This is a genomic window from Teredinibacter turnerae T7901 (assembly GCF_000023025.1).
Classification (GTDB): domain Bacteria; phylum Pseudomonadota; class Gammaproteobacteria; order Pseudomonadales; family Cellvibrionaceae; genus Teredinibacter; species Teredinibacter turnerae_B.
On record NC_012997.1, the window covers coordinates 286,774 to 310,604 of the forward strand.

The 23,831-nt window shown below is 50.0% G+C and carries 24 protein-coding genes; 16 read left to right on the top strand and 8 right to left on the bottom strand.

Features of this window, described 5'->3' with window-relative positions:
- The first annotated feature begins 10 nt into the window (after positions 1-10).
- From gspG to TERTU_RS01270, 12 genes are all read left to right on the top strand, one after another.
- On the top strand, positions 11-460 hold the full coding sequence (gspG, locus tag TERTU_RS01210; protein ID WP_015818302.1) for a type II secretion system major pseudopilin GspG: 450 nt from the start codon (positions 11-13) through the stop codon (positions 458-460).
- Between the two features lie 25 nt (positions 461-485).
- The gene (locus TERTU_RS01215) at positions 486-1,046 is read left to right on the top strand and encodes a GspH/FimT family pseudopilin (protein ID WP_228378230.1); all 561 of its coding nucleotides are present in this window, start codon (positions 486-488) and stop codon (positions 1,044-1,046) included.
- Positions 1,046-1,453 carry a type II secretion system minor pseudopilin GspI gene (gspI, locus tag TERTU_RS01220; RefSeq protein ID WP_028875750.1) on the top strand — a complete coding sequence of 136 codons (408 nt, stop codon included), beginning with the start codon at positions 1,046-1,048 and terminating at the stop codon, positions 1,451-1,453. The genes TERTU_RS01215 and gspI overlap by 1 nt, the downstream gene beginning before the upstream one ends.
- Positions 1,413-2,105, top strand: coding sequence for a type II secretion system minor pseudopilin GspJ (gspJ, locus tag TERTU_RS01225; RefSeq protein WP_015820620.1), 693 nt, complete (start codon positions 1,413-1,415; stop codon positions 2,103-2,105). The genes gspI and gspJ overlap by 41 nt, the downstream gene beginning before the upstream one ends.
- 11 nt (positions 2,106-2,116) lie before the next feature.
- Positions 2,117-3,163 carry a type II secretion system minor pseudopilin GspK gene (gene gspK, locus TERTU_RS01230; protein ID WP_015819515.1) on the top strand — a complete coding sequence of 349 codons (1,047 nt, stop codon included), beginning with the start codon at positions 2,117-2,119 and terminating at the stop codon, positions 3,161-3,163.
- Positions 3,164-3,205: 42 nt separating this feature from the next.
- Positions 3,206-4,438, top strand: a complete 1,233-nt coding sequence (gene gspL, locus TERTU_RS01235) for a type II secretion system protein GspL (RefSeq protein ID WP_015820365.1) — start codon at positions 3,206-3,208, stop codon at positions 4,436-4,438.
- Positions 4,435-4,914, top strand: a complete 480-nt coding sequence (locus tag TERTU_RS01240; RefSeq protein ID WP_015820445.1) for a type II secretion system protein M — start codon at positions 4,435-4,437, stop codon at positions 4,912-4,914. The genes gspL and TERTU_RS01240 overlap by 4 nt, the downstream gene beginning before the upstream one ends.
- A gap of 17 nt (positions 4,915-4,931) precedes the next feature.
- Positions 4,932-5,696 (top strand): type II secretion system protein N, encoded by a 765-nt coding sequence (locus TERTU_RS01245; protein ID WP_015820753.1) that lies wholly within the window; start codon positions 4,932-4,934, stop codon positions 5,694-5,696.
- Between the two features lie 14 nt (positions 5,697-5,710).
- Positions 5,711-6,712: an FAD:protein FMN transferase gene (locus TERTU_RS01250; protein WP_015820201.1), complete on the top strand. Its 1,002-nt coding sequence runs from the start codon at positions 5,711-5,713 to the stop codon at positions 6,710-6,712.
- Between the two features lie 889 nt (positions 6,713-7,601).
- Positions 7,602-7,910: a hypothetical protein gene (locus TERTU_RS01255; protein WP_015819845.1), complete on the top strand. Its 309-nt coding sequence runs from the start codon at positions 7,602-7,604 to the stop codon at positions 7,908-7,910.
- A 1,697-nt stretch (positions 7,911-9,607) separates the two neighbouring features.
- Complete coding sequence (locus tag TERTU_RS01265; protein ID WP_015820059.1) at positions 9,608-9,940, top strand: hypothetical protein; 333 nt, start codon at positions 9,608-9,610, stop codon at positions 9,938-9,940.
- A gap of 394 nt (positions 9,941-10,334) precedes the next feature.
- Positions 10,335-10,658: a hypothetical protein gene (locus TERTU_RS01270; RefSeq protein ID WP_228378231.1), complete on the top strand. Its 324-nt coding sequence runs from the start codon at positions 10,335-10,337 to the stop codon at positions 10,656-10,658.
- Positions 10,659-11,174: 516 nt separating this feature from the next.
- Here the strand turns inward: TERTU_RS01270 and TERTU_RS01275 are convergent.
- The 5 genes from TERTU_RS01275 to TERTU_RS01295 all read right to left on the bottom strand — a co-directional run bounded on the left by TERTU_RS01275 (position 11,175) and on the right by TERTU_RS01295 (position 16,122).
- A complete protein-coding gene (locus tag TERTU_RS01275; protein WP_041590006.1) occupies positions 11,175-13,016 on the bottom strand; it encodes a glycosyl hydrolase family 18 protein in 1,842 nt (613 codons plus the stop codon).
- Positions 13,017-13,488: 472 nt separating this feature from the next.
- Positions 13,489-13,974, bottom strand: coding sequence for a hypothetical protein (locus TERTU_RS01280; RefSeq protein WP_228378232.1), 486 nt, complete (start codon positions 13,972-13,974; stop codon positions 13,489-13,491).
- Between the two features lie 28 nt (positions 13,975-14,002).
- On the bottom strand, positions 14,003-14,464 hold the full coding sequence (locus tag TERTU_RS01285; protein ID WP_015819612.1) for a VanZ family protein: 462 nt from the start codon (positions 14,462-14,464) through the stop codon (positions 14,003-14,005).
- A 106-nt stretch (positions 14,465-14,570) separates the two neighbouring features.
- The gene (locus TERTU_RS01290) at positions 14,571-14,981 is read right to left on the bottom strand and encodes a hypothetical protein (RefSeq protein ID WP_015818125.1); all 411 of its coding nucleotides are present in this window, start codon (positions 14,979-14,981) and stop codon (positions 14,571-14,573) included.
- Between the two features lie 226 nt (positions 14,982-15,207).
- The gene (locus TERTU_RS01295) at positions 15,208-16,122 is read right to left on the bottom strand and encodes a DMT family transporter (protein ID WP_041590008.1); all 915 of its coding nucleotides are present in this window, start codon (positions 16,120-16,122) and stop codon (positions 15,208-15,210) included.
- Between the two features lie 90 nt (positions 16,123-16,212).
- Here TERTU_RS01295 and TERTU_RS01300 point away from each other — a divergent pair, with 90 nt between their 5' ends.
- From TERTU_RS01300 to TERTU_RS01315, 4 genes are read left to right on the top strand one after another with little or no spacing between them, the layout of a single operon-like run.
- On the top strand, positions 16,213-16,851 hold the full coding sequence (locus TERTU_RS01300) for a methylamine utilization protein (protein ID WP_228378233.1): 639 nt from the start codon (positions 16,213-16,215) through the stop codon (positions 16,849-16,851).
- A gap of 3 nt (positions 16,852-16,854) precedes the next feature.
- The gene (locus TERTU_RS01305; protein WP_015818698.1) at positions 16,855-19,167 is read left to right on the top strand and encodes a putative bifunctional diguanylate cyclase/phosphodiesterase; all 2,313 of its coding nucleotides are present in this window, start codon (positions 16,855-16,857) and stop codon (positions 19,165-19,167) included.
- A complete protein-coding gene (locus TERTU_RS01310) occupies positions 19,142-20,005 on the top strand; it encodes a DUF3034 family protein (RefSeq protein ID WP_015818311.1) in 864 nt (287 codons plus the stop codon). The genes TERTU_RS01305 and TERTU_RS01310 overlap by 26 nt, the downstream gene beginning before the upstream one ends.
- Complete coding sequence (locus tag TERTU_RS01315; protein WP_015819459.1) at positions 20,005-20,436, top strand: group I truncated hemoglobin; 432 nt, start codon at positions 20,005-20,007, stop codon at positions 20,434-20,436. The genes TERTU_RS01310 and TERTU_RS01315 overlap by 1 nt, the downstream gene beginning before the upstream one ends.
- Before the next feature lie 180 nt (positions 20,437-20,616).
- On the opposite strand, the gene TERTU_RS01320 is transcribed toward TERTU_RS01315, so the two are convergent.
- From TERTU_RS01320 to TERTU_RS01330, 3 genes are read right to left on the bottom strand one after another with little or no spacing between them, the layout of a single operon-like run.
- Entirely contained in the window at positions 20,617-21,657 is a 1,041-nt protein-coding gene (locus TERTU_RS01320; RefSeq protein ID WP_015818897.1) for a TRAP transporter substrate-binding protein, read from the bottom strand.
- Between the two features lie 54 nt (positions 21,658-21,711).
- Positions 21,712-23,034 carry a TRAP transporter large permease gene (locus TERTU_RS01325; RefSeq protein WP_015820653.1) on the bottom strand — a complete coding sequence of 441 codons (1,323 nt, stop codon included), beginning with the start codon at positions 23,032-23,034 and terminating at the stop codon, positions 21,712-21,714.
- Entirely contained in the window at positions 23,034-23,639 is a 606-nt protein-coding gene (locus tag TERTU_RS01330) for a TRAP transporter small permease subunit (protein ID WP_015820099.1), read from the bottom strand. The genes TERTU_RS01325 and TERTU_RS01330 overlap by 1 nt, the downstream gene beginning before the upstream one ends.
- Positions 23,640-23,831: the final 192 nt, after the last annotated feature.

The window sequence follows — 23,831 nt, forward strand, 5'->3', positions numbered from 1 at the left end:
GGGTAAAAACATGAAACACATAAAACAGAACAAAGGTTTCAGCCTTATCGAAATTATGGTGGTGTTGGTGATTATGGGCCTGCTGGCCTCTATCGTTGCACCGAACGTGATGGAAGTCTTGTCGGGCAGTAAAGAGAAAAAAGTGCAGGCCGACTTTGCCAATATCGAAACCGCGCTAAAAATGTATAAACTCGATAACTTCGTATACCCAACCACCGAACAAGGCCTGGAAGCACTGGTTTCGCGCCCCAGTTCATCGCCTGAGCCGCGCAACTGGCGCAAAGGCGGCTATCTGGACGAACTGCCGGTCGACCCTTGGGATACTCCCTACCAGTACCTGAGCCCAGGTGAAGGTCACGCTTACGAAATTTACACCCTGGGCGCTGATGGCGTGCGCGGTGGCGAGGAAGAAGGGCGCGATCTCTCTAACTGGGATAGTGCTGCCAATACCAACGAATAAACACGCACAGTTAACGACCATGGTGATGTCCCGGCATTCCGGTTTTACGTTGCTGGAAATTTTGATTGTCATGGTGGTGATCGCAGTAGCTATGGGCGGTGCAACCCTGGCTATCAACAGTGGCGGGCCGGAAAAAGAGTTAAAAGAAGTGGTGGAGAAATTCACCGCTTATGCCGATCACGCAGGTGAAATGGCGGTGATCAGTAACGAACCTATGGGGTTGCTGTTGGAGCCGCCAGGCTGGCAGGAAAATCTGGATGCCGGTTGGCGGTTTCGCTGGCAAAAACTCACCTACCAAGGCTGGGTCGACTACGAAAAGCTGCCTCCAGTGGAGTTGCCACCGACGATCCAGTTGTACGTAACAATCGAAGGCAATTTGTGGGAGTGGGAAGACGCACCCAAAGTGAAATTGCCGGCAATTGCGTTTTATCCCGGCGGTGATATGACCCAGTTTGAGATCGAGTTCACTCTCAATGATTTCTCCGATGAAAGCCAGCATGTGGCGGTTAACGAGTGGGGCGAAGTCATTTGGGTAGAGCAGGCGGAAGCCATGGCGGAACTCGATGAGGAGATGGGCTACCAGTGATGCTACAGGCGAACCGCGGATTTACGTTAATTGAAGCGATGATCGCGCTGGTAATTGTGGGCGTGACGCTGGTGGCGCTGGTTGAGCGCGTGCAATCGGTGTCGGACAACACGGGCAATATCGAAGAGAAAACCTTCGCCTACTGGATTGCGCAAAACAAACTGGAAGAAATTTTTCTGGATTACCGTTTGAAAAAAACGTTTCCCAGAACTGAGCAACACGATAAAGAAGAATACGCCGGCAAAGACTGGTACTGGGAAGTGAAGCCGGAAGTGCGCCCAACGGAGTTGGGCAATATGTATCGCCTCGAAGTGCGCGTTGGTAACGCCGAAGACGATATTCTCGCGAGCGTGGCAGGCCTGTTACATGAAGAAAAGCAGCAGCAAACCGTACAGCAACAGCCGTAAGCAGCAGGGTATGACCCTGTTGGAAGTGCTGATTGCCACCTTTGTGATGGCGATGATCGCGACCATGGCTTTTGGTGCGCTGAATGTGAGCGATCGTTCCCGCGAGGTGAGCGAAGACCGCATGAAAGACATTCAGCGGCTCGATCGCATCTGGTTGATGATGGAGAACGATTTAAATAATGCGCTCGGCTATGCCCGCGGTTCCGAAAATGCGTTTTCCAGCGTGGGTGGTACCGACTATAACGGTGTTTTGCCCGCGATGCAGGTGAGCTACGGCGGCGAGTTTTCGCTGGTGTTGATGCGCGGCGGCTGGGCGAATCCCTTGCATTTCCCGCGCACGGAGCTTGCGCGTGTGGCTTACAAACTGGACCAGGATAATATCTTGTGGCGATATAGCTGGATGGACCCGGCCAATGTGGATGAAGACTATGCGCGCAAACAAAAAGTGATGGCGGGCGTAGATGACCTGAAAATTCAGGTTTTACCTGGCAACAATCAGGCGAAAGGGTACAAAGAAGGTCCCTGGGTGGAAGAATGGCCGAACGGGCCGCCGGATCAATTGCCGCTCGCCATTGAAATTACCATCGAGTTAAAAGACCGCGGCGAGATAAAGCGGTTATTTACCTTGGCGCCAGGCAAGTTTCAGGGTTAATGGTTCGTTCGATGCAGACGCAAAAGCAAAGTGGCATGGCGCTGGTGTTGGCGTTACTGGTCGTGGCAATAGTGACCGCTATTTCAGTGGAGCTGAGCTGGCGTTTCGATCTCGCCATTACTCGCGCCGAAAACCGATGGTACGGGGTGCAGGCCAACGCCTATTTAAAGGGCGCGGAAGAGTTTGCCTTTATGGCATTGAAGTTTGATAAAGAAGAGGATAACCGCAAAGGCGTGCAGGTCGACTCGCTCGACGAATTCTGGGCCGCACAGGCGGCTGAATTTCCGACTGACGAAGGTTGGGTGTCGGGTCGTTTGGAAGATGCCCAGGCGCGATTTAACGTTAATCAATTGCGGGCGAAGGTCGACGATAAAGCGCGTCGCTCTGCTGAGATATACAAGCATTTTACCGCACCGCAACGCCGTTTTATTCGGTTGCTGCAAAGTGTGAATCTTGGCGACGAAGAGTCACCTTTATATCTGGATTCAACTACCGCGCAAAATATTACGGAAGCGGTAATCGACTGGCTTGATAACGACGCCAATGTGACTGGGTTTGGCGGTGCGGAATCCGATTTTTACGGGCAACTCGATCCGCCCTACACCGTACCCAACGGGCCCATGGCCAGCGTAACGGAATTGAATCTGATTCGCGGCATGACACCGGTGTTATATGAAAAACTGTTGCCGTTGGTGATTGCGCTACCGGAAAACCAGACAATGAATATTAACACGGCGCCCGCTGAGCTGCTGCGGACGCTGAACCGGCAAGACGATCTCTACCCACTCAGCATTGAAGATGGGGATGTACTTGCACAAAATCGCGCAGGCGGGGGCTACGACAAAGTCGAAGATTTCGTTGCGGATGCCAAACAGTTTTTTCCCGATAGTGACAATGGAAAAAATAATTTTGTCGCCGATGGATTAGGCGTATTTACGGAATATTTTATTTTTTACGGTGAAACCCAGGTGGGTGAACATATCCGTACCAGCAAAGCCTTGCTGTACCGAAATGGCACCGAAGTAACAACCATAAGACGTACAGACGCAAATTTTTAATGGCGTTGCAGTGGCTTATAAAAACTAAAGTAGAGAGTTAGCGTGGCTGAGAAAATATTTGCCCGACAAACCATCGACGGCCTTTGGCAATGGCGGCGCGCAAATGCCGACGGTCAGTGGTATAGCGATGTTTACCACACCGGCGATGATGAAGCTCTGGCAGAATCACTGGCGGGCAAAAGTGTACCCGTTACCCTGCTGATCCCGGGTCAGGATGTGGTGGTCTGCGAGCTGGAAGTCGATGCGCAGGAAAAGCGTCATCTGGCTAAATTACTGCCATTTGAACTTGAAGAGCAGGTGATCGAAAACATCGACGATATTCATCTGGCTTTCGGTACTCTCACTGAAAACCGTGTGCCCGTCTGCTACGCGAGTACCCGTCTGATTGCCGAAGCACTCGAAGAGTTAACCGCGCAGGGTCTGGACGTACGCACGGTCGCTGCGGACTACTTGTGCCTGCGTCGCCTGAACAATGGCGTCACTATTATTCGCGAAGCGAATCGGGTCGTGGTGCGCACGGGTGAATACACCGGTTTTGCCGTCGAAACTTTTCTTGCTCCGCAGGTTTTGGCGGAACAGCAAACTGCCCTCGATTTCACCGCAACCATTAGCCTGGTCGCAGAAGACGAAACCGCGCTCGCCGAGTTGCGCAGCTGGCTACCTGAGGTGTGGACCCAGGAGAACGGGCCGGAAATCAGCGAAGAAATTGGTAGCTTTTGGGATTGGCTGGATCTTGCTCAAGCGCCGTCGATCAATATGCGTTCGGGGGCCTTCTCCCGCCAGTTGCCATTTAAGCGCTGGATCGAATTGTGGAAAATCCCGATGATTGCTGTCGCCGCTGCTTATTTAATCGCGGTTGCAATTACCTTCGCTCAGTACCAGGTTGCTAAGCAGGAACAGCGGGTTCTCGTTGATCAAATGAACGACGTGTATTTGCAGGCGGTGCCGAACGGGCGCCGCGGTGATCCGGAAGGCGCGCTGCGGGCGTTGGTGAAAAACCTGAAGGGTGGTGCTGAACCGACGAATTTAATGGCGTTAATTAACGGCGTTGCGTCCACCATGAAATCGGTTGCGGGTATTACTGTGAGCAGTTTCCGCTATAACAGCGATCAGCGAGAACTCACCCTAAATATAGAGGCAGGTAGTTTCGAAGATCTGGAGCGGCTGCGCTCCACTGTTACGGAAAAAGGCTTTGTCGCCGAATTGCTGCGCGTCGAGGCACGCGGCGACAAGCAGTCGGCGCGGATGAAAGTGGCGGAGGTTGTGACCCCATGAACGAATTAAAGGAATGGTGGAATAAAGCCTCTACGCGAGACCAGTTGTCACTCGCTATCGGCGGCGGCATTTTACTGCTGTATTTATGCTACATGGTATTGCTGAAACCCGTGACTGAAATGCGCGATAACCAACTGCATCGCAATATGGCGCAGGCTGAAGCGCTGGAGCGCGTGCGCGAACTGGCAGCCACCTGGGTGAATCGTGAGGGCAATGGTGATAGCAGCGACAATGGCCGCTCGCTAGTGGATGTGGTTAACAGCAGTTTGCAGCAAAACAGTTTGCGCATGACCGGCATGCAACCAAGTGGCGCCAACGATGTGCGTTTGCGCCTGGAGCAAGTGCCGTTCGACAATTTGCTGGCCTGGCTCTACGACATTGAAGTCAGCCAACGCCTACAAGTTAAAGATATTTCCGTAGCCACTGGTTCCAACGAAGGTCTGGTGTCGGTCAACATTCGCCTGCACCGCGAATAAACCAAAGCGATTTTTTCATGACAGTCAGCAGCACACTTCTCAAGCCCCTGATCTATCTGTTTTTTATCGGCTATTTTCTCTACCTGGTTTTATCTCGCGCACCAGCAGAGCTGGCGGCGAGCGCTGTACACGCGGCTGTGCCGAACGTGTGGTTGACGGGCGTTGAAGGCTCGCTCTGGCACGGACGGGCGGCCAGCGGTCAGCTGGATTTGCCGCAGAGCGCTATCCCCCTGGGTAACGTGACCTGGGACCTCGATCCGCTGTCTCTGGTTTTATTGAGCCCCTGTGTCAAGCTCAACGCTGTGCGTCCAGGACTGCAATTGGACGGAACCGTATGCCATAGCATTACTGGCACCAGCAAGATAAAAGACCTGATGCTGGAAACCAGTGTCGACCCTGTGAACGAATTAATCGCGGTGCAAATTAGCGGTCAGGCCTCTATTAACGTGTTAAGCGCAGAGGTTAAAAATATGCAGGTTGAGGCGCTGGATGCGCGCGCCAGCTGGCTGAATGGCAGCGTTTATACCGGTGAATCCTGGTTGGCGGTCGGCTCTTATGGGGCGAATCTCAACGGGCTGGGCAATGGTGAAGTGTCGGCAAAATTATTTGATATTGATGCGCCTGTCGCGGTCGATATGGGTGCAACCTGGAATATGCAGCAGGGGTGGAAAACCCAGGGCACGGTAAAACCCGCACCCCTGGCGCCAGACCTGATCAAAGGCGCGGTACAACTGGTGGGTGAAGAGCTAGAGCCAGGCGTATACCGGGTTATGTGGCCCTAGGAAGGTGTAAGCGCGTGAAGAAACTGGCAGCACGGTGTGTAATCTTATTGGCTGGCATTTACAGCGCGCATGCCCATTGCGAGTGGTACAGCGATACCCAGGGCATCATGGGCACCGAGGTTAGTATTACTTTCTGGCATGACGACCCGGCGCAAGCGCAACAATTATTAGCCGACGGCATGGCAGAAATGCGCCGTCTGGATCGCGAACTCTCCCCCTGGATCGAATCCAGCGAACTGGCCACACTTAATCGCCTCGCCGCAAAAGCCCCGCAAAAAATTTCATCAGAAATGCTGTTTCTGGTGGATAAATCGCTCTATTTCAGTCATTTAACCCATGGCGCATTCGATATTACATTCGCGTCCGTCGGCTGGTTCTACGATTACCGCGAAAAAAAACAGCCGTCTGAAGCACAGCGCAGCGCGCTCTTACCTGCGATCAATTATCGCTGGCTAAAACTGGATAAAACCGCAGGCACGCTCGCCTACGCACATGATAATGTGCGCATCGACCTGGGCGGTATTGCCAAGGGATATGCGGTTGACCGGGTAGCACAGCTGTTGGAAAACGCCGGTGTACGCAACGCTACCATCAGCGCGGGCGGCGATAGCCAGATTGTCGGCGACAAGCGCGGCAAACCCTGGATTATCGGCATTAAAAACCCGCGCGACGGCGGTAAAGAGGAGGCCGAAGCGGCGATACTTCTGCCGCTGGAAAATACCGCCATTTCCACGTCTGGTGATTACGAACGCTATTTTATCGATCAAAAAACCGGAGAGCGGGTACACCACATCATCAACCCACGCACAGGCAAATCGGTAGAGGGCGTGGTAAGTGTTACCATCCTCGGCCCGCGCGGTAGCGATACCGATCCCATGTCCACCAGCGTATTTGTTCTTGGAGTAGAAAAGGGCCTGGCCCTGGTCAACAGCCTCGCCAACTTTGAGTGCATCATCATCGACAAAACCGGCAAGGTTTTTTACAGCGATGGGCTGATGCCTCCGCAACAGAACTGATTTAAGATAGCGCGACCTTTATTCTCTTCTCCATTGATTTCCAAATCCCCTTCGGCTGGCGGATTTTTACCACTTTTCTCATGTTTACTCTATCCTCTTCGCTAAGCTAGATGAATTGGTGTTTTACATTGTTTGTGTTCCAGACAGTCTCGCAAATTCTTTTTGATTGAAATATGCTAAATATTTCATGTTAAGTATATGGCGGCGGAAAATTTGGCATGTAGTGTCTATGAAGATTTTGCTGCTATTTAATTATTACAATGTGAAAACTGGAGCGTCAGGACCGTTATCGTAATTGGCTAATTGGTTGAGTTTTCAGCTGCGATAGTATCTATATTGGTAGAGCTTCTGATTACACTAAAACGGTACAGAGTAAGCATCTTTTTTAAAAAGGCAGTGTATTAAGGAGTTACGTCTAGCTGGCGGGATATTTAAATGCTGTTGTGGAATTTATGCCAAATGTACTTATCATTTTATTGTTATTGTCTAATGCGGCGCCTGCCGGGCGCTTTACTGAAATAAAATGTAGTATATTTCAGTAAAGTATTTGGCTTATGCTAAAGATTGCCAAAGTTAGTATTGATGGAGATTGGATTTATGGAGTATTTACCCTGAACTAGCTCGTGTATGGATGATAATTGGTATAGTATCGTTCCAATATAGAGTATGTCTGGTTGCCTACGGTAGAGAACAAGTGGTGATCAGCTCATATTGTTCGAATGTTGAGTTTTAAAACTATTCTTCTCGTAAAGTAAAGGTTGGGAATCTAATCCAGTTCAGCCTTAATGTCATAGAAGAGTTTAGTTTGTAGGCTTGACTTGGGAATAGTTGCTGCTCAGTTTCCGAAGAGTTGGATTTGCAGTCAAATTTGATGTTTAGGGAGTCGAATATGTTGAAACTACTTTTTGTTATTCTTTTTGCATGTTTTTCTTACTCAAGTTACGCGGTAGATTGCCCTGCAGCCAAAGTTGTCCACCTTCAAGTGGAGCAGGATAAAGTACTCGTATTGCTCGAAAATCAAAATTGGCATCTTGTCGGTTTTTTTAGTTCCGTTTGGACTGAAAAAATGTATTCTGCACTATTGGCGGCGCAAATGGCGAACAATAGAGTGGTGATTAGATATCCCGACGGTTTTGATTGCAGTGGATATAATCTACAAGTAGCCCCTTTGGCGGTAAGAACCTTTCCTCAATACTAAACTGTCACTATTTTTTTAAGATAAACGAATTTTATTAATTTGGTGTTTTAAATGGCAATGCTTGTAAGTGAAAAATAAAAAGGGAATTGCTCACGTATTGGGTTCGCTCTGTAGTCATAACTACTATTAGTACATGCCAGCAAAAATAGCGCATGGAAAGTGAGATGCTCTGGATGTAAAGCTCTAAATAATTAGCATATTATTAATGATTGCATTGAGTGGGTGTGTGCGACAATGTTGGGTGGATATTCTTTGAGTTTTTAAGGAAGATTGATATTTATGAAAAGCTATATCGGTTGCAACCTCATGTTTTATATAATGTGTATTTCGACTATTTTAATTTCAATTTTTTCTTCTTTCCATGTGCGTGCAGCGTCGCCATGGTACTCGTCTACAGTTGTCGAAGTAACTACTCAGAAAGACGGTGTGCTTTTTATTAGAACTGCGTCTAATCCTAATCCCAAATCGTGCGCGAGTTCGTGGGCTGGCGCTGTATTTAATTCTTCGAATATTGAGGCGGTACAGCTTGCCGCATCTATAGCGCTAATGGCTAAGGTAAGTGGTGCTAACATTCGTTTTCAAATAGATAATGAAAACTGCGCTTTAAACGGGGGTTGGCCCAGTATGTTGTGGATACAGTTGCAATAGCATTGTGTCCTATGTATTGGTCTTCCTACGGGGCTTGGTAAGGTTCAGATTAACTTGAGTATCTATTTGGTGTCTAGAATAGAGGCTTCTCTACTATTAATCTATTAAATTCGCTTCTAGTCAAAGGTGCGCGTGTGCGGTTCTATTATAGAGTGATTATTTTTTAAACTTGACGCCAATGGGCTTTGTTTGGTTGTCGTTGACGAATGGCTCATTCCCGGTAGTTGCGATATGCAGGTCTTTTTTTATTCAATCAGATTGGTTTTTGGAGTGGTCGCGTAGTTTCATATTGTCAAAGCAATATTTTATTTTTTTTCAAAAACTCAATTGTAAAGGTTGTATTTTAGCTGAGCTTTCATGGTTTTGTGCAGCATATCTAATATCGTATCGCTGTCGCAGCTAAATATACGCCAAGCAGGATTGTATACACTATTTTTAACTTCTATCACGTAAATGAGATAGAAGTGAAAGAGTGAATGGTTTTATTTTCTATAGTTTATTCGTACTCCCTAATTGCTGATCAAGCAGTTGATGACGTTGATTTTTCAATTACAAAAGACGTTGATATCGCAATGTTGGAAGTTTGACTCTCCAAGGGTACTATTAGGGGGTGCGCTGCTCGTGCGGAAATACCGGTTACAGAAGCCGGGTGTTCTTGTAATGGCGGTTTTCTTATTAAAGTTAGCCCAGGTGCGGAGGCCGCGTATTCTACACCTTTTGCGATTGTTGCGGCGAGAATGCAATCGCAATCGAAAATGCAAATATACATTGCAGAGTGTGGATATATCCCTATCATTGGTAGGATAAAATTTATTTCATAAATAAATATTTTTTATCTTGACCTGTAATGCGTAGAAACTTTTATTTTTAATGTTCTGTGATGAATTGCTGCCGTAAAATTTCGCTTGCAGTTTTGGTTATCCGATCTCACTGGGTTCTTATAAAAACGGCAATTTAGTAGAGTCAGGTTGCTATTTTTTCTAAAGCCATTAAGTGGTGTTTTCAGGGATGTAAACGTTTTTTGTATCACTTTTAACGGGAAAATTAGTATGGAATTAAAAAAATATTTGATTGGGGTTTTGTTTTTGGGGGTAACCGTATTTTCTAATGCTTATGAGGCTGGTGAGTGGACGAAAGTGGCTCAAATTTACGCTCAAAATAATGGAACTGTCTTTGTGTATCTTGGATCCAATTCTATGACTGGTTGTTACAATGATAATGCAGCCTATTTGAAGGGCGATAATATTGATAAGCTATATTCAACAATTCTTGCTGCGCACATGTCAGAGAAGCAAATAAAGCCGCTGTATCAGTTCGATAATACCGACGAAGGTTATAGTGGGTGGGGCTTATGTTATATTTATGGTGTGTATATAAAATAAAAAAAACTATTTGTGAAAGAATTTTTTTGTGTTTAATTTATTTTTTGGGCGTGGATGAAGTCTGTTGGCGTTGTGGCTAAAGTACGCATAAATCTTAAAACATATTCTGCTTTAGTGAGCAGCTGTTAAGTCTTGATTTCGTACAGGATCATAGCAAACAGCTGCCTAAATGCCGGATGAAGGGATTAATGTTACGTATGCTGCGGTGCTCGTAGATTAAGGGTTTGGACGTAAAATCTAGTACTGCTTATGGTATTGGGTTACGCTTGACCGGAGGTGGGGTGAGATATATACACGTGCGTTTAAAAAATCTCTTGTTTTTTGTATTAAATCATCATTTAAGAGCATATATAAATATATTTTTTAGTATTTTTGATTTGTTTGAGGATTTATTGTGTCAAATAAAATATTAGTTTTTGGCGGTTTATTGTTATATTCAGTGATGGTAGGCGCTACTATTGAAAGCACGAATAAGGGGAAGATTGTGTTTTCAGATGGACATATCTCCCCAGCATGCAAAACAGTTCAGTTTCTGGAAAACGATACGGGCCTTTCAAGGCGCTTTAGAATAGCTGAGGTGGAAAATAGCGATATTAACAGTGTGGTTCTTGCAGCGCTAGCGACACAAAATGATGTTCAAATTTGGTTTGATGAAAATCTGACTTCGGGATGCGGTACTGAGCCAAGAATTTATTATATACGATTGTATAGGAATTGATAAAAAATCAGTGTAGGTGAGTTTGGGTATTGTTTATGCTGATAATGAAATTATCAATTTCCGTGTATATGGCGAAGTAAAAAATGAAAATATCTGCTGGCTATGCGCTCATCATAAATAATGAAAATTAAGTTGCTCGATATTTTCCTTACTTTATTTGTACGGCTATGCTATAAACAATATCAGCTTACAGCGCTCTTTCACGCGTGAATCATTTTCTCAGAAAAAATTTCATACAATAACGTTTCAGATTCTGTTCTGGTGAGTAAAGTAGGTAAGTTGTATTAGTGGCGTGCTATGGTCGGTTTCCTCTTATGTTGCAAGAGTTTTAAAAGCCAAGGTTTTTTTGAGACGAATACCATGCAGTTTGCACAATAATTCAATTCAGTTCAATTGGGTTAGGTGAGAGTTCTATTAGTGTTGAGTTGAAAGCGCCCAGGTTTTCACCTGAGCGCTTCGCCTTCCGACGTTAAAAATTTATTTGCGCATCATTACTTGCGAACAATTGTCAGCGAACTAAAGCCCCTCTGAAATTGCGCGGATCAGTTCGCCGTCTGCGGTGTCGCCGCTGAATTCCCAGAAAAATGCACCGCCGAGGTCTTGCTGGTTTACGTAATTCATTTTGCCGGCGATGGTGGAGGGTGTGTCGTAGCCCCACCAGTTGCCGCCGCAATAGGCGTAAGCGGTGCCGCCGATGGTACCGCTGGCGGGGCAGGTATTTTTCAATACTTTGTAGTCTTCAATGCCTTGCTCGTAGGTCCCTGGTGCTGCGCCGCCAGCACTGCCACCGGGGGCCGCCTGTGCAACATTGGTCCAACCGCGGCCGTAAAACCCGATGCCCAGCAAAATTTTCTCATACGGAACCCCCAGGCTTTTCAATTTTTGAATGCCGGTGTGTGATGAGAAGCCTGCGATTGGCATGCCCGGGTAATCGTACAACGGTGAATGCGGTGCGGTAGGGCCAGCAGCGGCGAACGCGCCGAAGAAGTCGTAGGTCATTACCATGAAGAAATCCAGATATTGGGCGGCGCCGCCGTAATCTGCCGAATCCATTTTGCTGGCACTGGCAGTAATAGCCGAGGTGACCAGTTGATTGCCGAAACGCGCGCGCAATGCTGCCATCAGGTTGCGGTAGGAATCATAGCCGCTGTTATCGCAGCTCAGACCACAATCGTTCGGGTATTCCCAATCGATATCAATACCGTCGAATACCCCCGCCCAACGCGGGTCGTTAACCAGGTTATAACAGGATTCAGCGAAGGCTTGCGGGTTTGCGGCGGCGGCACTGAAACCACCGGACCAGGTCCAACCACCGAAACTCCAGATCACTTTAATGTTGGGGTACTGGGCTTTCAGTTTGCGCAGTTGATTGAAGTTACCGCGCAGGGCACCGGTATCCCAGGTGTCGGCAATGCCGTCCACACTGTCTGCCGCTGAGTAGGCTTTGTCGTACGCGGCGTAGGTGTCACCCACGCTGCACAGGCCGCCGGTGGTATTGCCAAAGCTGTAGAGAATGTGTGTAAGACGATCGGCGGAACCACTGGTAACGAGATTTTTCACATGATAGTCGCGCCCGTACACGCCCCATTCTGTGAAATAGCCAATCACCTTTTTGTCGCCGGATGGCGGTGGTGTATCGATACTGGTGATCGTAGCGTAGGTTGTTGCAGTGCTGTCGGCGCCGTCATCGTCGGTGACTGTCAGGCTGACCGTGTAGGTTCCGGCAAGCGAATAGCTGTGCGACGGGTTGGCGGCGTTGCTGCTGGCACCATCGCCGAAGGACCATGAGTAGCTGGCGATACCACCGTCGGTATCACCGGAGCCAGCACTGCTGAACTGAACACCGGTATTCACCTGTGCCGTGTAGGGACCGTTGACAGTGGCTGTTGGCGACAAATTCTCGCCAGGGCCGCCTGGGCCACCGGTATCGCCTTCGCAATCCTCGATCATTGTCCAGGGCAGGCCAGAACCGGTCGGGCCGCTTTGCGTTGCCGGGTTGTCGCCCTGAGTCCACCAGTTCGCACGGTATTTAACGCCGTCATAGATGGCGTAGTCACCGCCGCCGTAGGCGATGGTGCTGTTCCATACGCTAAGCCCTGCACAGTTTCCGGTGTTAGGATTGCCGCCGGTAGAGCCGTCGTCGCACTGGCCCAGGTTGAGCCAAACACTGCTGCTGGCCGGATCTTCGTTGGTTGTCCACCATTTGGCCTGGTAGGCACTGCCGTTGTACTGAATCTGATTGCCGCCCACGTACACACTGCCGCTGGACCAATTATCGAGACCGCCGCAATCAACGGCGTAGGTGTTCGCCGCTACTGCACTGGCAATCACGATTGAAAGCATCTTGAAATATGTCATATCGACCTCTGTTCAAGGTAGGTTGGGGGAGCCCGCAACGCTTGCACAACCTGCGCTGGGTACTTAGCAGGCGAAAACGCCTGCGTTTCGATATTTGTCGTCTAGCCCGGTTGTTTTTTGTCGGCCGCTACTTCGAAATGGCTGTGCCAGAAAAGACAACGTTGTCAGACGGTATTGCGCGAAGACAACGTTGTCAATTTCATGTAAATACGTTGACCCTATTAATATTTATTTTTTAATAAATAATATTTTTGTATTTTTACGGTATGCAGCGCTTTTTCGCGAAAATAAGCGCCAAAGAGGGGGTTTTGTGATGTTGTTTGCTCTAAAAACATAATCGCCCAATAGCTCAGGGTTTTAAAAAGCAAACGGGGATCACGGTGGCCCAGTGTGAAAATTTGAGACCTGGTTATCCTAAATAGTCAGGTGTTTGCGCAATCGCCCTAACCCTAAGTGCTTTGATAGGCGCGACCTAGGATTGTGCGCTCGCTTTTGTAATTTCTGCCAGACAGGCGCGGGCCTGTTGTTCGGGTAGGACGTCATGCAGCTTTGCTGTCAGCGCTGGAGGTAGTTGCCGGTGGTGTGCTGGATCTTGTTGTGTTTGTGCAAATGCGCCCAAGAGTTCGCAAACAGGTTGCGTCAAACTAGGCAGCTGTTTCAGCTGGTCGACAAACAGGTCCGGCTCCTGGGAAAAAATGGGGAGCAGATCGTGAGCGAGTTGGGCGCGTAAAGCGGGTAAGCTCTTTTCCTGGGCATGGCGGGCAAACAACATAACAACGGCGATGTTTTTAGCCGTGTATTTGCCGCTCAGCGGCGCAGCATGCTGTAGGTACAGCCGCTCCAGGCGGGAGGGCGGTGCGTTTGACAGCGTGGCATCCGCTGCATTAGTCGATATCACCTGGCACAGCGCCGCCAACATTATTAAGAAACCACCCCAGCGGGCGAGGAATCTAGCCATTACATTTGCGTCGCGTCTGCCTAAGCCGCTATGGGCCATGCCCGATGCTCTCTTTTTGGGGCATGGTTTCTGGGGGCATGGCTTTTGGGGGAATGGCTGTTGTGGCGCTGGCCGCGAGTCTGCGTTGTGCGCCCCAGGCGGCCAGGTTGGCCAAGGCTATTCCCAGCGCGTCGGCACTGAGATCCAGCCAATCGAAAGTACGCAGCGGGTTGGCGACTTGGGTAATTTCTTCTCCTAATACGAATACCGCAAGCGCGGCCGTCGCTGTGTAAATGCACAGTTTTCGGTAGCGTATACGATGAAAGCGCAGCCCAAGTATGGCGACAAAATTCAGCGAGCCAAACAAGCACAGGTGGCCGATCTTATCTCCGTAGGGCATTTGTTGCACCAAAGCGAGCAGCGGGTTCTGGCTGCCTGTATTGGCGAGGTAGATCACCCAGAGAATAAAGCCGGACAGGCAGACGGTCAGTGAGCTGAAAACGCGGAACATATTAAACGTGTATTGGGGTTAATTTAAGGGCGCGTCAGCGCCACTATGCGGCCAATGGGAGGCGAGGATGGCAAGCGACCACCCTCGATACGCAGATGCACATGCATCAGGATTTTGCGGCCTTTGCTGGTTGGGGTGACTCCGCTGCGGCTTTGCAGTGAGTTACAGAGCTTTTTAATATGTCGCCGGCAATAATCTGCCCTTCTTTGGCATCGGGTGCATAAAAATTTGTGTGATCTCCAGCTTTGGCTTCATAGGCCTCCTGGCCTTCAACGTCGAGTATTTGCGTGTTGGTTTCATAGACTTTTTTGCCATCGCGGTAAACCTGATAGATGTCGTGGCTGGCGATACAGCCTTGTTTTACCGTCGCTTCCAGGGCGAGCCCTTTAAGTATAAAACCCTTGAGCAGGGTTACCTTGTCGACTTTCATCTCAAAAGATTCTGAGTTTTTCGCAGCCTGAGCCTGCGAGAATGTTAGCGTGAGAGAGAGTAAAGCAACCGTCGTTATTATTTTCATCGTCGTCCTCGTGTGTAACGTTGGATTTCGTTTAGGTTGGGCTGAACCTTGTTTTGTTATTGGTTTTTTACGTGAACCTCGCAGTGAGCGCACTAGCGCAAAGCGATGCAATTTCGAGAGCACACAGTTAATTTGCGGCCTGCTTAATTGTCGCAGCAATAGTACCCTATGCTCCGGGCTGGGCAAAACCTGAGCACAGTCTCAGAGTCTGCAGGTATCGGTTAGTTCACGGCTCTGGCGCTGCGTTCGTGGCTTGGCGCCTGGGAGCGGTGAGCAGGCTGAGGAGTACGCCGCCGAGTATAAGCAGCGCACCAATAAACATAGTCGCGGTGAAAGGTTCTCCCAGCAGTAATGCACCGCCACCAGCGGCGAGCAACGGCACCGTGAGCTGGCATATTCCGGCGCTGGCGCGGTCCAAATCCCGTACGACATAAAACCACAGCGCGTATCCCAGGGCCGAGGTTATTGCCCCAGACAAGACCGCCAACAGGCCTCCCCAATGCCATTGCCACTCCAGCGGGTAGCCGAAACTTAGCAACGCGGCGCACGACAGGCCGCACAGGGGCAGACAGGCTAGAAAGTTCCGGTAGGTGTCCCGCACGGGTGCCAGCGAGTTGCGTCCAAGCAGGGTATAGATGCCCCAACCCAGCCCCGCTGCCGCCATAAATACGTAGCCGTGCCATTCGCCACCGCTGATCCCTTTGGCTACCAGCAGGTAGAGGCCGCTCATAGCGAGGCTCATTCCCACCCATTGGGTCAGTTGCAGGCGCTGGCCGCGCCAGAGGCTGGCAACACTCATAGTTAATTGCACACACCCAAAAAGCACCAGTGCACCGGTACCGGTATCCAGCGTTATGTATGCGTAGGAAAAGCCCAAAAAGTAGAGGTAGAGCACCGATGCCGACAAAAGCGTGTATGCTGCCGCGCTTTTGCCGGCTGCAGGCACGTGTTTGCCTTGCGTAAGCCAGACCAACAACGCCAGGGCGACGCAGCCGGATGCTATGCGCAATCCGGTGAACAGGGCGGGATCTGTGTGAAAGGTCAGCAAGGCGGCGCGGCAGAGTAACGAATTCCCGGCGAGAGCAAGCAGTGCCAGCGCAAGCAAGGCCATATACCGAATAGAAGTAAAAGATTGATTCATGGTGCTTTTTTATTCGAGGTTTTGAATTATTGGGAGCCGGTGACCATACTTAACCGGGGCATTTTTGTCGTTCTAACACAGGTTGTAATTATGGTTTCGCGGTGGGCGCTTCCTGCGCTGCTAATTTTAGCCTCCATGCTCGCACATCAGGCGGCTGCCGCCAATTCGCGCATAACGGTGAAGGTTGTCGATGCGCAGATGCGGCCGCTCAGTGGCGCGGTTGTTGAACTGCCCGGCGTTCAGGCGCCTCTCGTTGTTGGACAACCGGCGGTTATGGATCAAATAGACAAGCGTTTCGTGCCCGAGCTGCTGCTAATACAGCGGGGGCGAGCGGTCAGCTTCCCGAACAGCGACAATATCCGTCATCACGTCTATTCGTTTTCTCCTGCGAAAACGTTTGAGTTAAAACTGTACGCGGGCAAGCCCAAAAACCCGGTGATTTTCGATACCGCTGGTGTGGTGCTGCTCGGCTGCAATATTCACGATTCGATGGTGGGGTACATCTATGTGGCCGAGGGACCCAGTGCAATGACCACCGACGCTGGCGAGGTCTATTTTGATGTCGATGAAATACCCGGGCATGTGTATGTATGGCATCCGCTGCAAAGTGGTGGCCCAGAGGTGCGTGCGCGACACGTGCTCGACGCGGAAACAACGCATACGATTATGGTTCACACCACTCAGCCAGCGCCCCGAGATACATTCGGCGATCGATTTGGAGCACCATGAATTGTGAATAAGCTGAGTCATCAGGTAATCGCGCTGTGTATCGGGCTGGTGCTTGTCACCTGTACTTTGGTGCTCAGTAGCTTTTGGTGGTTCAGCAGTCGCTATACCCAGGAACACATACGCATTACCGTCAATGGCGCCACGCAGGTGTTCAGCCAGTATTCCTCCACTAGAGCGGAACTGTTGTCGACAGCGGCTCAGGTGCTCACTGCAGACTACGGTTTCAAACAGGCGGTTGCGACTCGCGATCAATCGACCATTGCCAGCGCGCTGGCCAACCAGGCTGGCCGCATTGACGCAGACCTTATGGTAATCAGCGACCGCAATGGTGCAATCATTTCAAACACTGAAGGCACTGAGTTTGAAAACCGCAGTTTCGAAGGTCTGGTCGCCAGCCTTGTGCAGCAGTTGGGTGTTACGGTTTTTGCTGAGGCCGACGGCCGTCTGTACCAGGTGATTGCGTTGCCGGTGCGCGCGCCAGTCACCATCGCCTATGCCATCGTAGGTTTCGAGATTGATGAAAATGACGCGCGTCAGCTAAAAGCGCTGACCGAGCTGGATATTACGTTTTATCACGACAGAGAGGTTCTGGTCAGTTCACTCGCCGGCGACACCGCTGCAATTCACCGCAACCTGAATGATGTGGAGCGCAGCTGGGGGTTTTGGAGTCGGCCGACATTCGCCAACAGCCAACGCCAGATTCCCTCGGTGCGAGGGCAAACCTTGTCGGTGGTGCTCAGCGACGATCTTACCGGTATCTACTACAATTTTGACCGCCTGGTATTCACCACCATTATTATCGCTTTCGCCATAGTCGCGCTGGGTTTGGTGGTGAGTATATTGCTGGTCAACAACCTCACCGTGCCCCTGGCTCGCCTCGCGATTAAAGTGCGCCGGTTCGCCGGTGGAGACTTTAATAGTCAGATCGCGATTAAAGGCGGCAGCAAAGAAATTCGCGAACTGCTCCATGCCTACAACGACATGGTGGGCGAAATTAAAAACCGCGAAGCGCACATTCTGTACCAGGCGCAGCACGATTTACTCACCGGGCTAATGAACCGCGATACCCTGTTGCAAGCCATTGATCTGGTGGTAAAAGACCAGCAACCTTTTTATTTGTTTGCGCTGCAGCTGCGGGATTTGCAGGGTATTAACGATAATCTGGGGTTCGATGCGGGAGATGCCTGCTTAAAAGAAATTGCCGACCGTTTGCGCCGGTTGTTTGGCGGGAACCTGGCGAAACATGGCCGGCTTGAAGGCGACGTGTTTCTCTCGCTGGCGGTATGTCCGCAAGATGTCCCCTGTGCGGAAAAACTCGCGGAAATCCTGGATCAACTCGGTGAACCAGTTATTTTTCATGGGTTGAATCTATACGTTAGCTTTAGTGTTGGTGTGTGCCGATTTCCCGAGGACGGCAACACCGGAAAAACGCTGGTACGTCGCACCCAAATTGCGCTGGATACCGCACGCAAACAAGGTTTGTCCGTGCGTTATTATCAGGCAGGGGAAGACGAAGCTCACATGGAACGGCTGTCCATGGTGGAGGATTTAAAAGTTGCACTTAACGCCAACGACGGCCAATTGTTCATGAATTATCAGCCAAAAATGAATCTGGCGAATAATCGTATTGAAAAGCTGGAGGCGTTGATACGCTGGGTCCGCCCTAAAACCGGATTTGTGCCGCCGGATGTTTTTATTGAACTGGCCGAGCGAGCTGGTTTAATTTTGGAACTCACCCACTGGGTGATCGATTCTGTACTGGCGCAGCTGGCTGCCTGGAAGCAGGAGGGCATTAGTATTCAGGTCGCGATAAATATTTCGGCGCAGGATTTAATGCATCCGGAATTCTTCAATCGCTTGCAAGCCAGTACTCAGCGGCACGGGGTAGATGCGCGTTTTATTACTCTCGAACTTACCGAGCGGGATTTAATGAGCAATGAGGAGCGCGGTGTTGCCTTGATGCAGCAATTGCGCGATGCGGGCTACACGCTGTCGGTAGATGACTATGGAATTGGCCAGTCCTCGTTGGGCAAATTAAAGCAACTGCCCATCCACGAGTTAAAAATTGATAAAAGCTTTATTCTCAAATTAGATGAGTCGGACACCGATCAGATGATCGTGCGCTCCACTATCGACCTCGGCCATAACCTGGGCTTGAGTGTGGTGGCCGAGGGGGTGGAAAACCTGGCATCGCAACAACTGCTGCGAGAGATGGGCTGCGATTACATTCAAGGGTATTACCTGTCCAAACCACTTTCTGTCGATGCTGTTCGACCCTGGTTGCTAGATCATGAAAATCCCCGTAAACATGCGTAGAGCGGCGCTGGTCAGTGTGGTTATCGCTGGCTTGGTTTCCAGTGCACAGGCAATCGCGGGCGGCAAATTATTAGCTACGCCCGGGGTTTCCCAGGTAGAAGGTGCCGGGGGCGGCGGAATTGTGCCTTGGGCGCAGCTTGCAGGTTACGCAACAGAAAACAGCTGGAGTGCGAGCGGCTTTTGCAGTCGCGCAGACATCACCGACTATCAGCTCGACGTCTGCGGTTTGCAGGCTAATTTTTTTGATCGCGTCGAAGTATCCTACGCACGCCAGACGTTCGAAGTTCCGGCACTGAAAACCGATATATCGCAAGATATTTTGTCTGCCAAAATTCGTTTATATGGCGATATTGTTTACAGCCGTTGGCCACAGGTTTCGCTCGGTGTGCAGCATAAAAAGCTATTGGACTCCGACGTCGCGTTTGCCCTGGGCGCGGAAGAAAAAAGCGGCACCGATTTTTATCTCGCCGCCAGCAAACTGCACCTTGCGGCGCTTTTAGGTCGCAATGTTTTTTGGAATGTGAGCGTGCGCAATACCCGCGCAAACCAGTTGGGTTTATTGGGGTTTGGTCGTCGCGAACATACGTTGAGTACCGCCGATACTTTTCAACTTGAAACGTCTGTTGCGCTGTTTGTCTCACCCAATTGGGCATTGGGCTACGAATATCGTCAGAAGCCGGATAATCTGGGCCTGGGTGAACAGGCCTGGCAGGATGCGTTTATTGCGTGGTTCCCCAACAAGCGGGTCAATGTCACTGCGGCCTATCTGGATTTAGGTTCAATAGCTGGTGCAGCTGAGCAAACGGGTTGGTACTTGTCTTTAATGGGGAACCTGTAATGTATCGCTTGTGGATTGCGGTTATATTTTTTATCGGTATTGGTGCTTGCAGCCACGCGCCGGAGCGAAACAACAGCAATACATTGTATGCCGACCTTGGCGGTCAACAAGGGCTGGAAAACTTGGTGGATAGTTTTATTCACAATATCGGGCAGGACCCGGCGATGCTGCCTTTTTTTAAAGATGCTAAGGTCTCGCGCTTTCGCGATCTCTTTATTGTGCACTTGTGTAGCCTAGCGAATGGACCGTGCAGCTATTCGGGTGATTCGATGGAAGACATTCACACAGGTATGCACATCGACGAAGCCCATTTTAATCGAGTGGTTGAACTGCTGATCGATGCGATGAACGAGAACCGGATTTCCGTGGTAACGCAAAATCGTTTGCTGGCTCGGCTCGCTCCCCTGCGCGCGTCTATTATTCACCGCTAAGTAAAAAGCAGGCAGCCGACAAACAAAGGCGGGTTTTCAACTGGAAAAGAAAGGCCCTCCGAAGAGGGCAAAGAAAACCGCGCAAGGTGCAATTAAACACGCGGTTAAGGTAGACCAGAAAAAATTGAGAGTTAAATCGATACGCAGTTTTTACGACTGCATATTTGGTTTTCAAATAGCTTAAGAATACCGGTAAGGTCGACCTGCTTTGGCCATATCGGCATTGTATTTTTTGAAAATTTCCACCACCTTCGCTTTGGTTTTGGATTCCTTCGCAATTTTGTCCCAGAAAACGTGGGCAGCGGCTTCAACTTGATCCCACTCTTCGTCGGGAATGCTGGTTAATTTCATCTTGGTGCCATCGACACGCAGCTTGGCTTCGCCACCCCAGTACCACCACTGGCGATAGTAGTGTGAGCTGTCCATTGTGAGCTTCAGCAATTCTTTTAATTTATCCGGCAGCTCATTGTAGCGGTCCATATTTGCGAAGAATGAACCTATCCAGGCGCCGGAAATATTGTTGGTGAGGAAATAGTCGGTCACATTAGCCCAGCCAACCGTGTAATCCTCGGTAATGCCTGACCAGGCGATACCGTCCAGCTCACCGGTCTGTACTGCAACTTCTACGTCTTCCCACGGCAGCGATACCGGCACAACACCAAATTGCGCAAGGAAGCGGCCAGCGGTGGGGAAGGTAAATACGCGCAAGCCTTTTAAATCTTTCAAGCTGTTAATCGGTTTTTTGGTGGCGAAGTGACAAGGGTCCCAGGCTCCGGCCGACAAGTGTTTAACGCCCACTTTTGCGTATTCTTCTTCCCAGATTTTACCGAGCCCGTATTGATTGAACAGTACGGGTACATCCAGCGAGTAGCGGCTGCCGAAGGGGAAGTAACCACCGAATACGGTCACATCCGTAGGGGAGGCCATGGAGTCATCGTCGGATTGAACTGCATCCAGCGTGCCTTTTTTGAGCGCGCGGAAGAGTTCCCCTGTGGGCACCAGCTGGTCGGCAAAATACAACTCAATTTGCATTTCATCACCGGCAATGCGGTTAAAACTTTCGATTGCAGGCTTAACCACGTGCTCTGCCAATGCCGGGCCAGCGTAGGTTTGCATACGCCATTTGATTTTTGGCTTGGCGGCGTACAGGCGCGGCGGTGTGAGAGTGGCAGCACCGGCAAGCGCTGCAGCGGAAGCGATAAAATTACGTCTGGATTTCATGGGCTGCTCCTGTTGTTGTGGTTGGCAGTTTTTTAAAGATTGCGCGCGGACGCACTATTTTTGATACACATATTCAGGCAACCACAGAGCGAGCTGTGGAAACACCATGATTAACGCCAGAGCGAAAACCATAATCATCACAAACGGGAGGATCGACCCGTAAATATCGCGCAAGCTGATTTCCGGCGGCGCCATCGCGCGCATCAGAAACAGGTTGTAGCCAAAAGGCGGCGTCATATAGGCGATTTGCGTAGTAACTGTATAAAGCACGCCGTACCAGATAAGATCGAAACCGAGGGCTTGCACCAGGGGAACATACAGGGGAGCGACGATAACCAGCATGGCGGTATCATCGAGAAAGGTTCCCATGATAATGAACGAAAGCTGCATTAAAATCAGAATGGTCCAGGGGCTTAAACCCCATTGCTCGGTAAACAGCGCTTCAATGGCTTTCACCGCACCGAGGCCGTCGAAGACAGCACCAAAACCGAGAGCGGCAAGAATAATCCACATAAACATGCAGGAAATCGCCAGCGTATTGCGCACCGAATTTTCAAACACCACTTTGTTCATGCGCTTTTTGAAAATCGCCGCGAGTAAGGCAGCCATCGCTCCCAATGCGGAACTCTCGACGAGGCTGGTCCAACCGTTGACGAAAGGCACCATCATCACCGCGAAAATGCCCAGAGGTAGTAAACCCGCGCGCAACAGGCGCAGCTTTTCGGCCATGCTAACCTGGCGTTCTTCTTTCGGTAGCACCGGCCCAAGTTCTTTATTCATCCGGCAACGAATGGCGATATACACAATAAACAGTGCAGCCATTATCAACCCCGGCACTATGCCTGCGAGCCAGAGCTGGCCCACTGGCTGGCGTGCGATCATCGCGTACAGCACAAGCACCACCGATGGCGGAACAAGAATGCCCAGCGACGAGCCAGCCTGTACAACGCCGGTCACCATTTTTTTGTCGTAACCACGGCGCAATAACTCAGGCAGCGCGATAGTGGCACCAATCGCCATGCCCGCCACCGACAAGCCGTTCATCGCCGATACCAATACCATCAACCCAATAGTGCCGATTGCGAGCCCGCCGTGCACCGGGCCCATCCACACATGAAACATTTTGTAGAGATCGTCGGCAATTTTTGATTCCGACAATATGTAGCCCATAAAAATAAACATGGGCAAGGTGAGTAGCGGGTACCACTTCATGAGTTTCATGGCGGCGGTAAACGGAATATCCGCACCGCCTGTGCCCCAGAGCAGCAGTGCAGCAACGGCGGCTACCGCGCCAATCGCAGCAAATACCCGCTGGCCAGTAACCATTAACAGCATCATCAATGCAAACATCATGGTGGCGATCATGCTGTGGGACATCAGATTTTTTCTCCTCGAATGCGGGCAATATCTTTAAATAACTCAGCGAACGACTGCAGGATCATCATCACCAGTCCAAAGCACATGATGGCTTTAATTGGCCACATATAAGGCCGCCAGGCTGTGCGGCTGCGTTCGTCGTATTCGAAGGAGTAGGAGGTGCTTTCAAAGCCGCCGTAGAGCAAAACACCCAAATAAAAAATTAAAAAGAAAATAGTAAATACATCGACCCAGGCTTTGGTTTTGGTAGACCATTCGCCGTAAAACAGATCCATGCGTACATTCGCGCGCAACTGCATCGCATAGGCGCCGCCGAGAATATAGTAGACAACCATGGAAAACTGTGCGGCTTCTAACGTCCAGAGCGAGGGTAGAAAGAAAGTTTTGGAAATAGAGGACCACATGAGGATTGCGACCATGGCAAAAATGCCATACATCATCAGTCGGCCAATACGCCGATTAAACAATTCGACGTAATGCACGTAGCCTTTTATAAAACGGGGCATGCAGGTTCCTGGTATAAACGCGGTCCGGCCGTTAATTGTTGGCTGAATATGGTTGCCGTAACCGAATAGCTTGCCTGTGCTGCCGTTGGGAATGTCCACAGCCGTGCACTCGAGGCAATGCTTTTAAGTGACTTTGTCGCTCAAATTTGCAAGTTCTGTGCCCTGGGGAGGGTGCCAATTGTGTTGATTGAGGCGACAATTATTTTTCTGAGTGATAACCCGAAAAAAAACGGTGTTTTTGCAGTGTAGACCCGAAAAAAACATTGCACGGGTTAATTAAAAATTATTGTC

Bases quoted from the DNA above. Each gene is read 5' to 3' on its own strand.
- gspG (WP_015818302.1), top strand. From the start codon at position 11: ATGAAACACATAAAACAGAACAAAGGTTTCAGCCTTATCGAAATTATG.
- TERTU_RS01215 (WP_228378230.1), top strand. From the start codon at position 486: ATGTCCCGGCATTCCGGTTTTACGTTGCTGGAAATTTTGATTGTCATG.
- gspI (WP_028875750.1), top strand. From the start codon at position 1,046: ATGCTACAGGCGAACCGCGGATTTACGTTAATTGAAGCGATGATCGCG.
- gspJ (WP_015820620.1), top strand. From the start codon at position 1,413: ATGAAGAAAAGCAGCAGCAAACCGTACAGCAACAGCCGTAAGCAGCAG.
- gspK (WP_015819515.1), top strand. From the start codon at position 2,117: ATGCAGACGCAAAAGCAAAGTGGCATGGCGCTGGTGTTGGCGTTACTG.
- TERTU_RS01240 (WP_015820445.1), top strand. From the start codon at position 4,435: ATGAACGAATTAAAGGAATGGTGGAATAAAGCCTCTACGCGAGACCAG.
- TERTU_RS01245 (WP_015820753.1), top strand. From the start codon at position 4,932: ATGACAGTCAGCAGCACACTTCTCAAGCCCCTGATCTATCTGTTTTTT.
- TERTU_RS01255 (WP_015819845.1), top strand. From the start codon at position 7,602: ATGTTGAAACTACTTTTTGTTATTCTTTTTGCATGTTTTTCTTACTCA.
- TERTU_RS01265 (WP_015820059.1), top strand. From the start codon at position 9,608: ATGGAATTAAAAAAATATTTGATTGGGGTTTTGTTTTTGGGGGTAACC.
- TERTU_RS01275 (WP_041590006.1), bottom strand. From the start codon at position 13,016: ATGACATATTTCAAGATGCTTTCAATCGTGATTGCCAGTGCAGTAGCG.
- TERTU_RS01280 (WP_228378232.1), bottom strand. From the start codon at position 13,974: ATGGCTAGATTCCTCGCCCGCTGGGGTGGTTTCTTAATAATGTTGGCG.
- TERTU_RS01285 (WP_015819612.1), bottom strand. From the start codon at position 14,464: ATGTTCCGCGTTTTCAGCTCACTGACCGTCTGCCTGTCCGGCTTTATT.
- TERTU_RS01290 (WP_015818125.1), bottom strand. From the start codon at position 14,981: ATGAAAATAATAACGACGGTTGCTTTACTCTCTCTCACGCTAACATTC.
- TERTU_RS01295 (WP_041590008.1), bottom strand. From the start codon at position 16,122: ATGAATCAATCTTTTACTTCTATTCGGTATATGGCCTTGCTTGCGCTG.
- TERTU_RS01300 (WP_228378233.1), top strand. From the start codon at position 16,213: ATGGTTTCGCGGTGGGCGCTTCCTGCGCTGCTAATTTTAGCCTCCATG.
- TERTU_RS01310 (WP_015818311.1), top strand. From the start codon at position 19,142: ATGAAAATCCCCGTAAACATGCGTAGAGCGGCGCTGGTCAGTGTGGTT.
- TERTU_RS01315 (WP_015819459.1), top strand. From the start codon at position 20,005: ATGTATCGCTTGTGGATTGCGGTTATATTTTTTATCGGTATTGGTGCT.
- TERTU_RS01320 (WP_015818897.1), bottom strand. From the start codon at position 21,657: ATGAAATCCAGACGTAATTTTATCGCTTCCGCTGCAGCGCTTGCCGGT.
- TERTU_RS01325 (WP_015820653.1), bottom strand. From the start codon at position 23,034: ATGTCCCACAGCATGATCGCCACCATGATGTTTGCATTGATGATGCTG.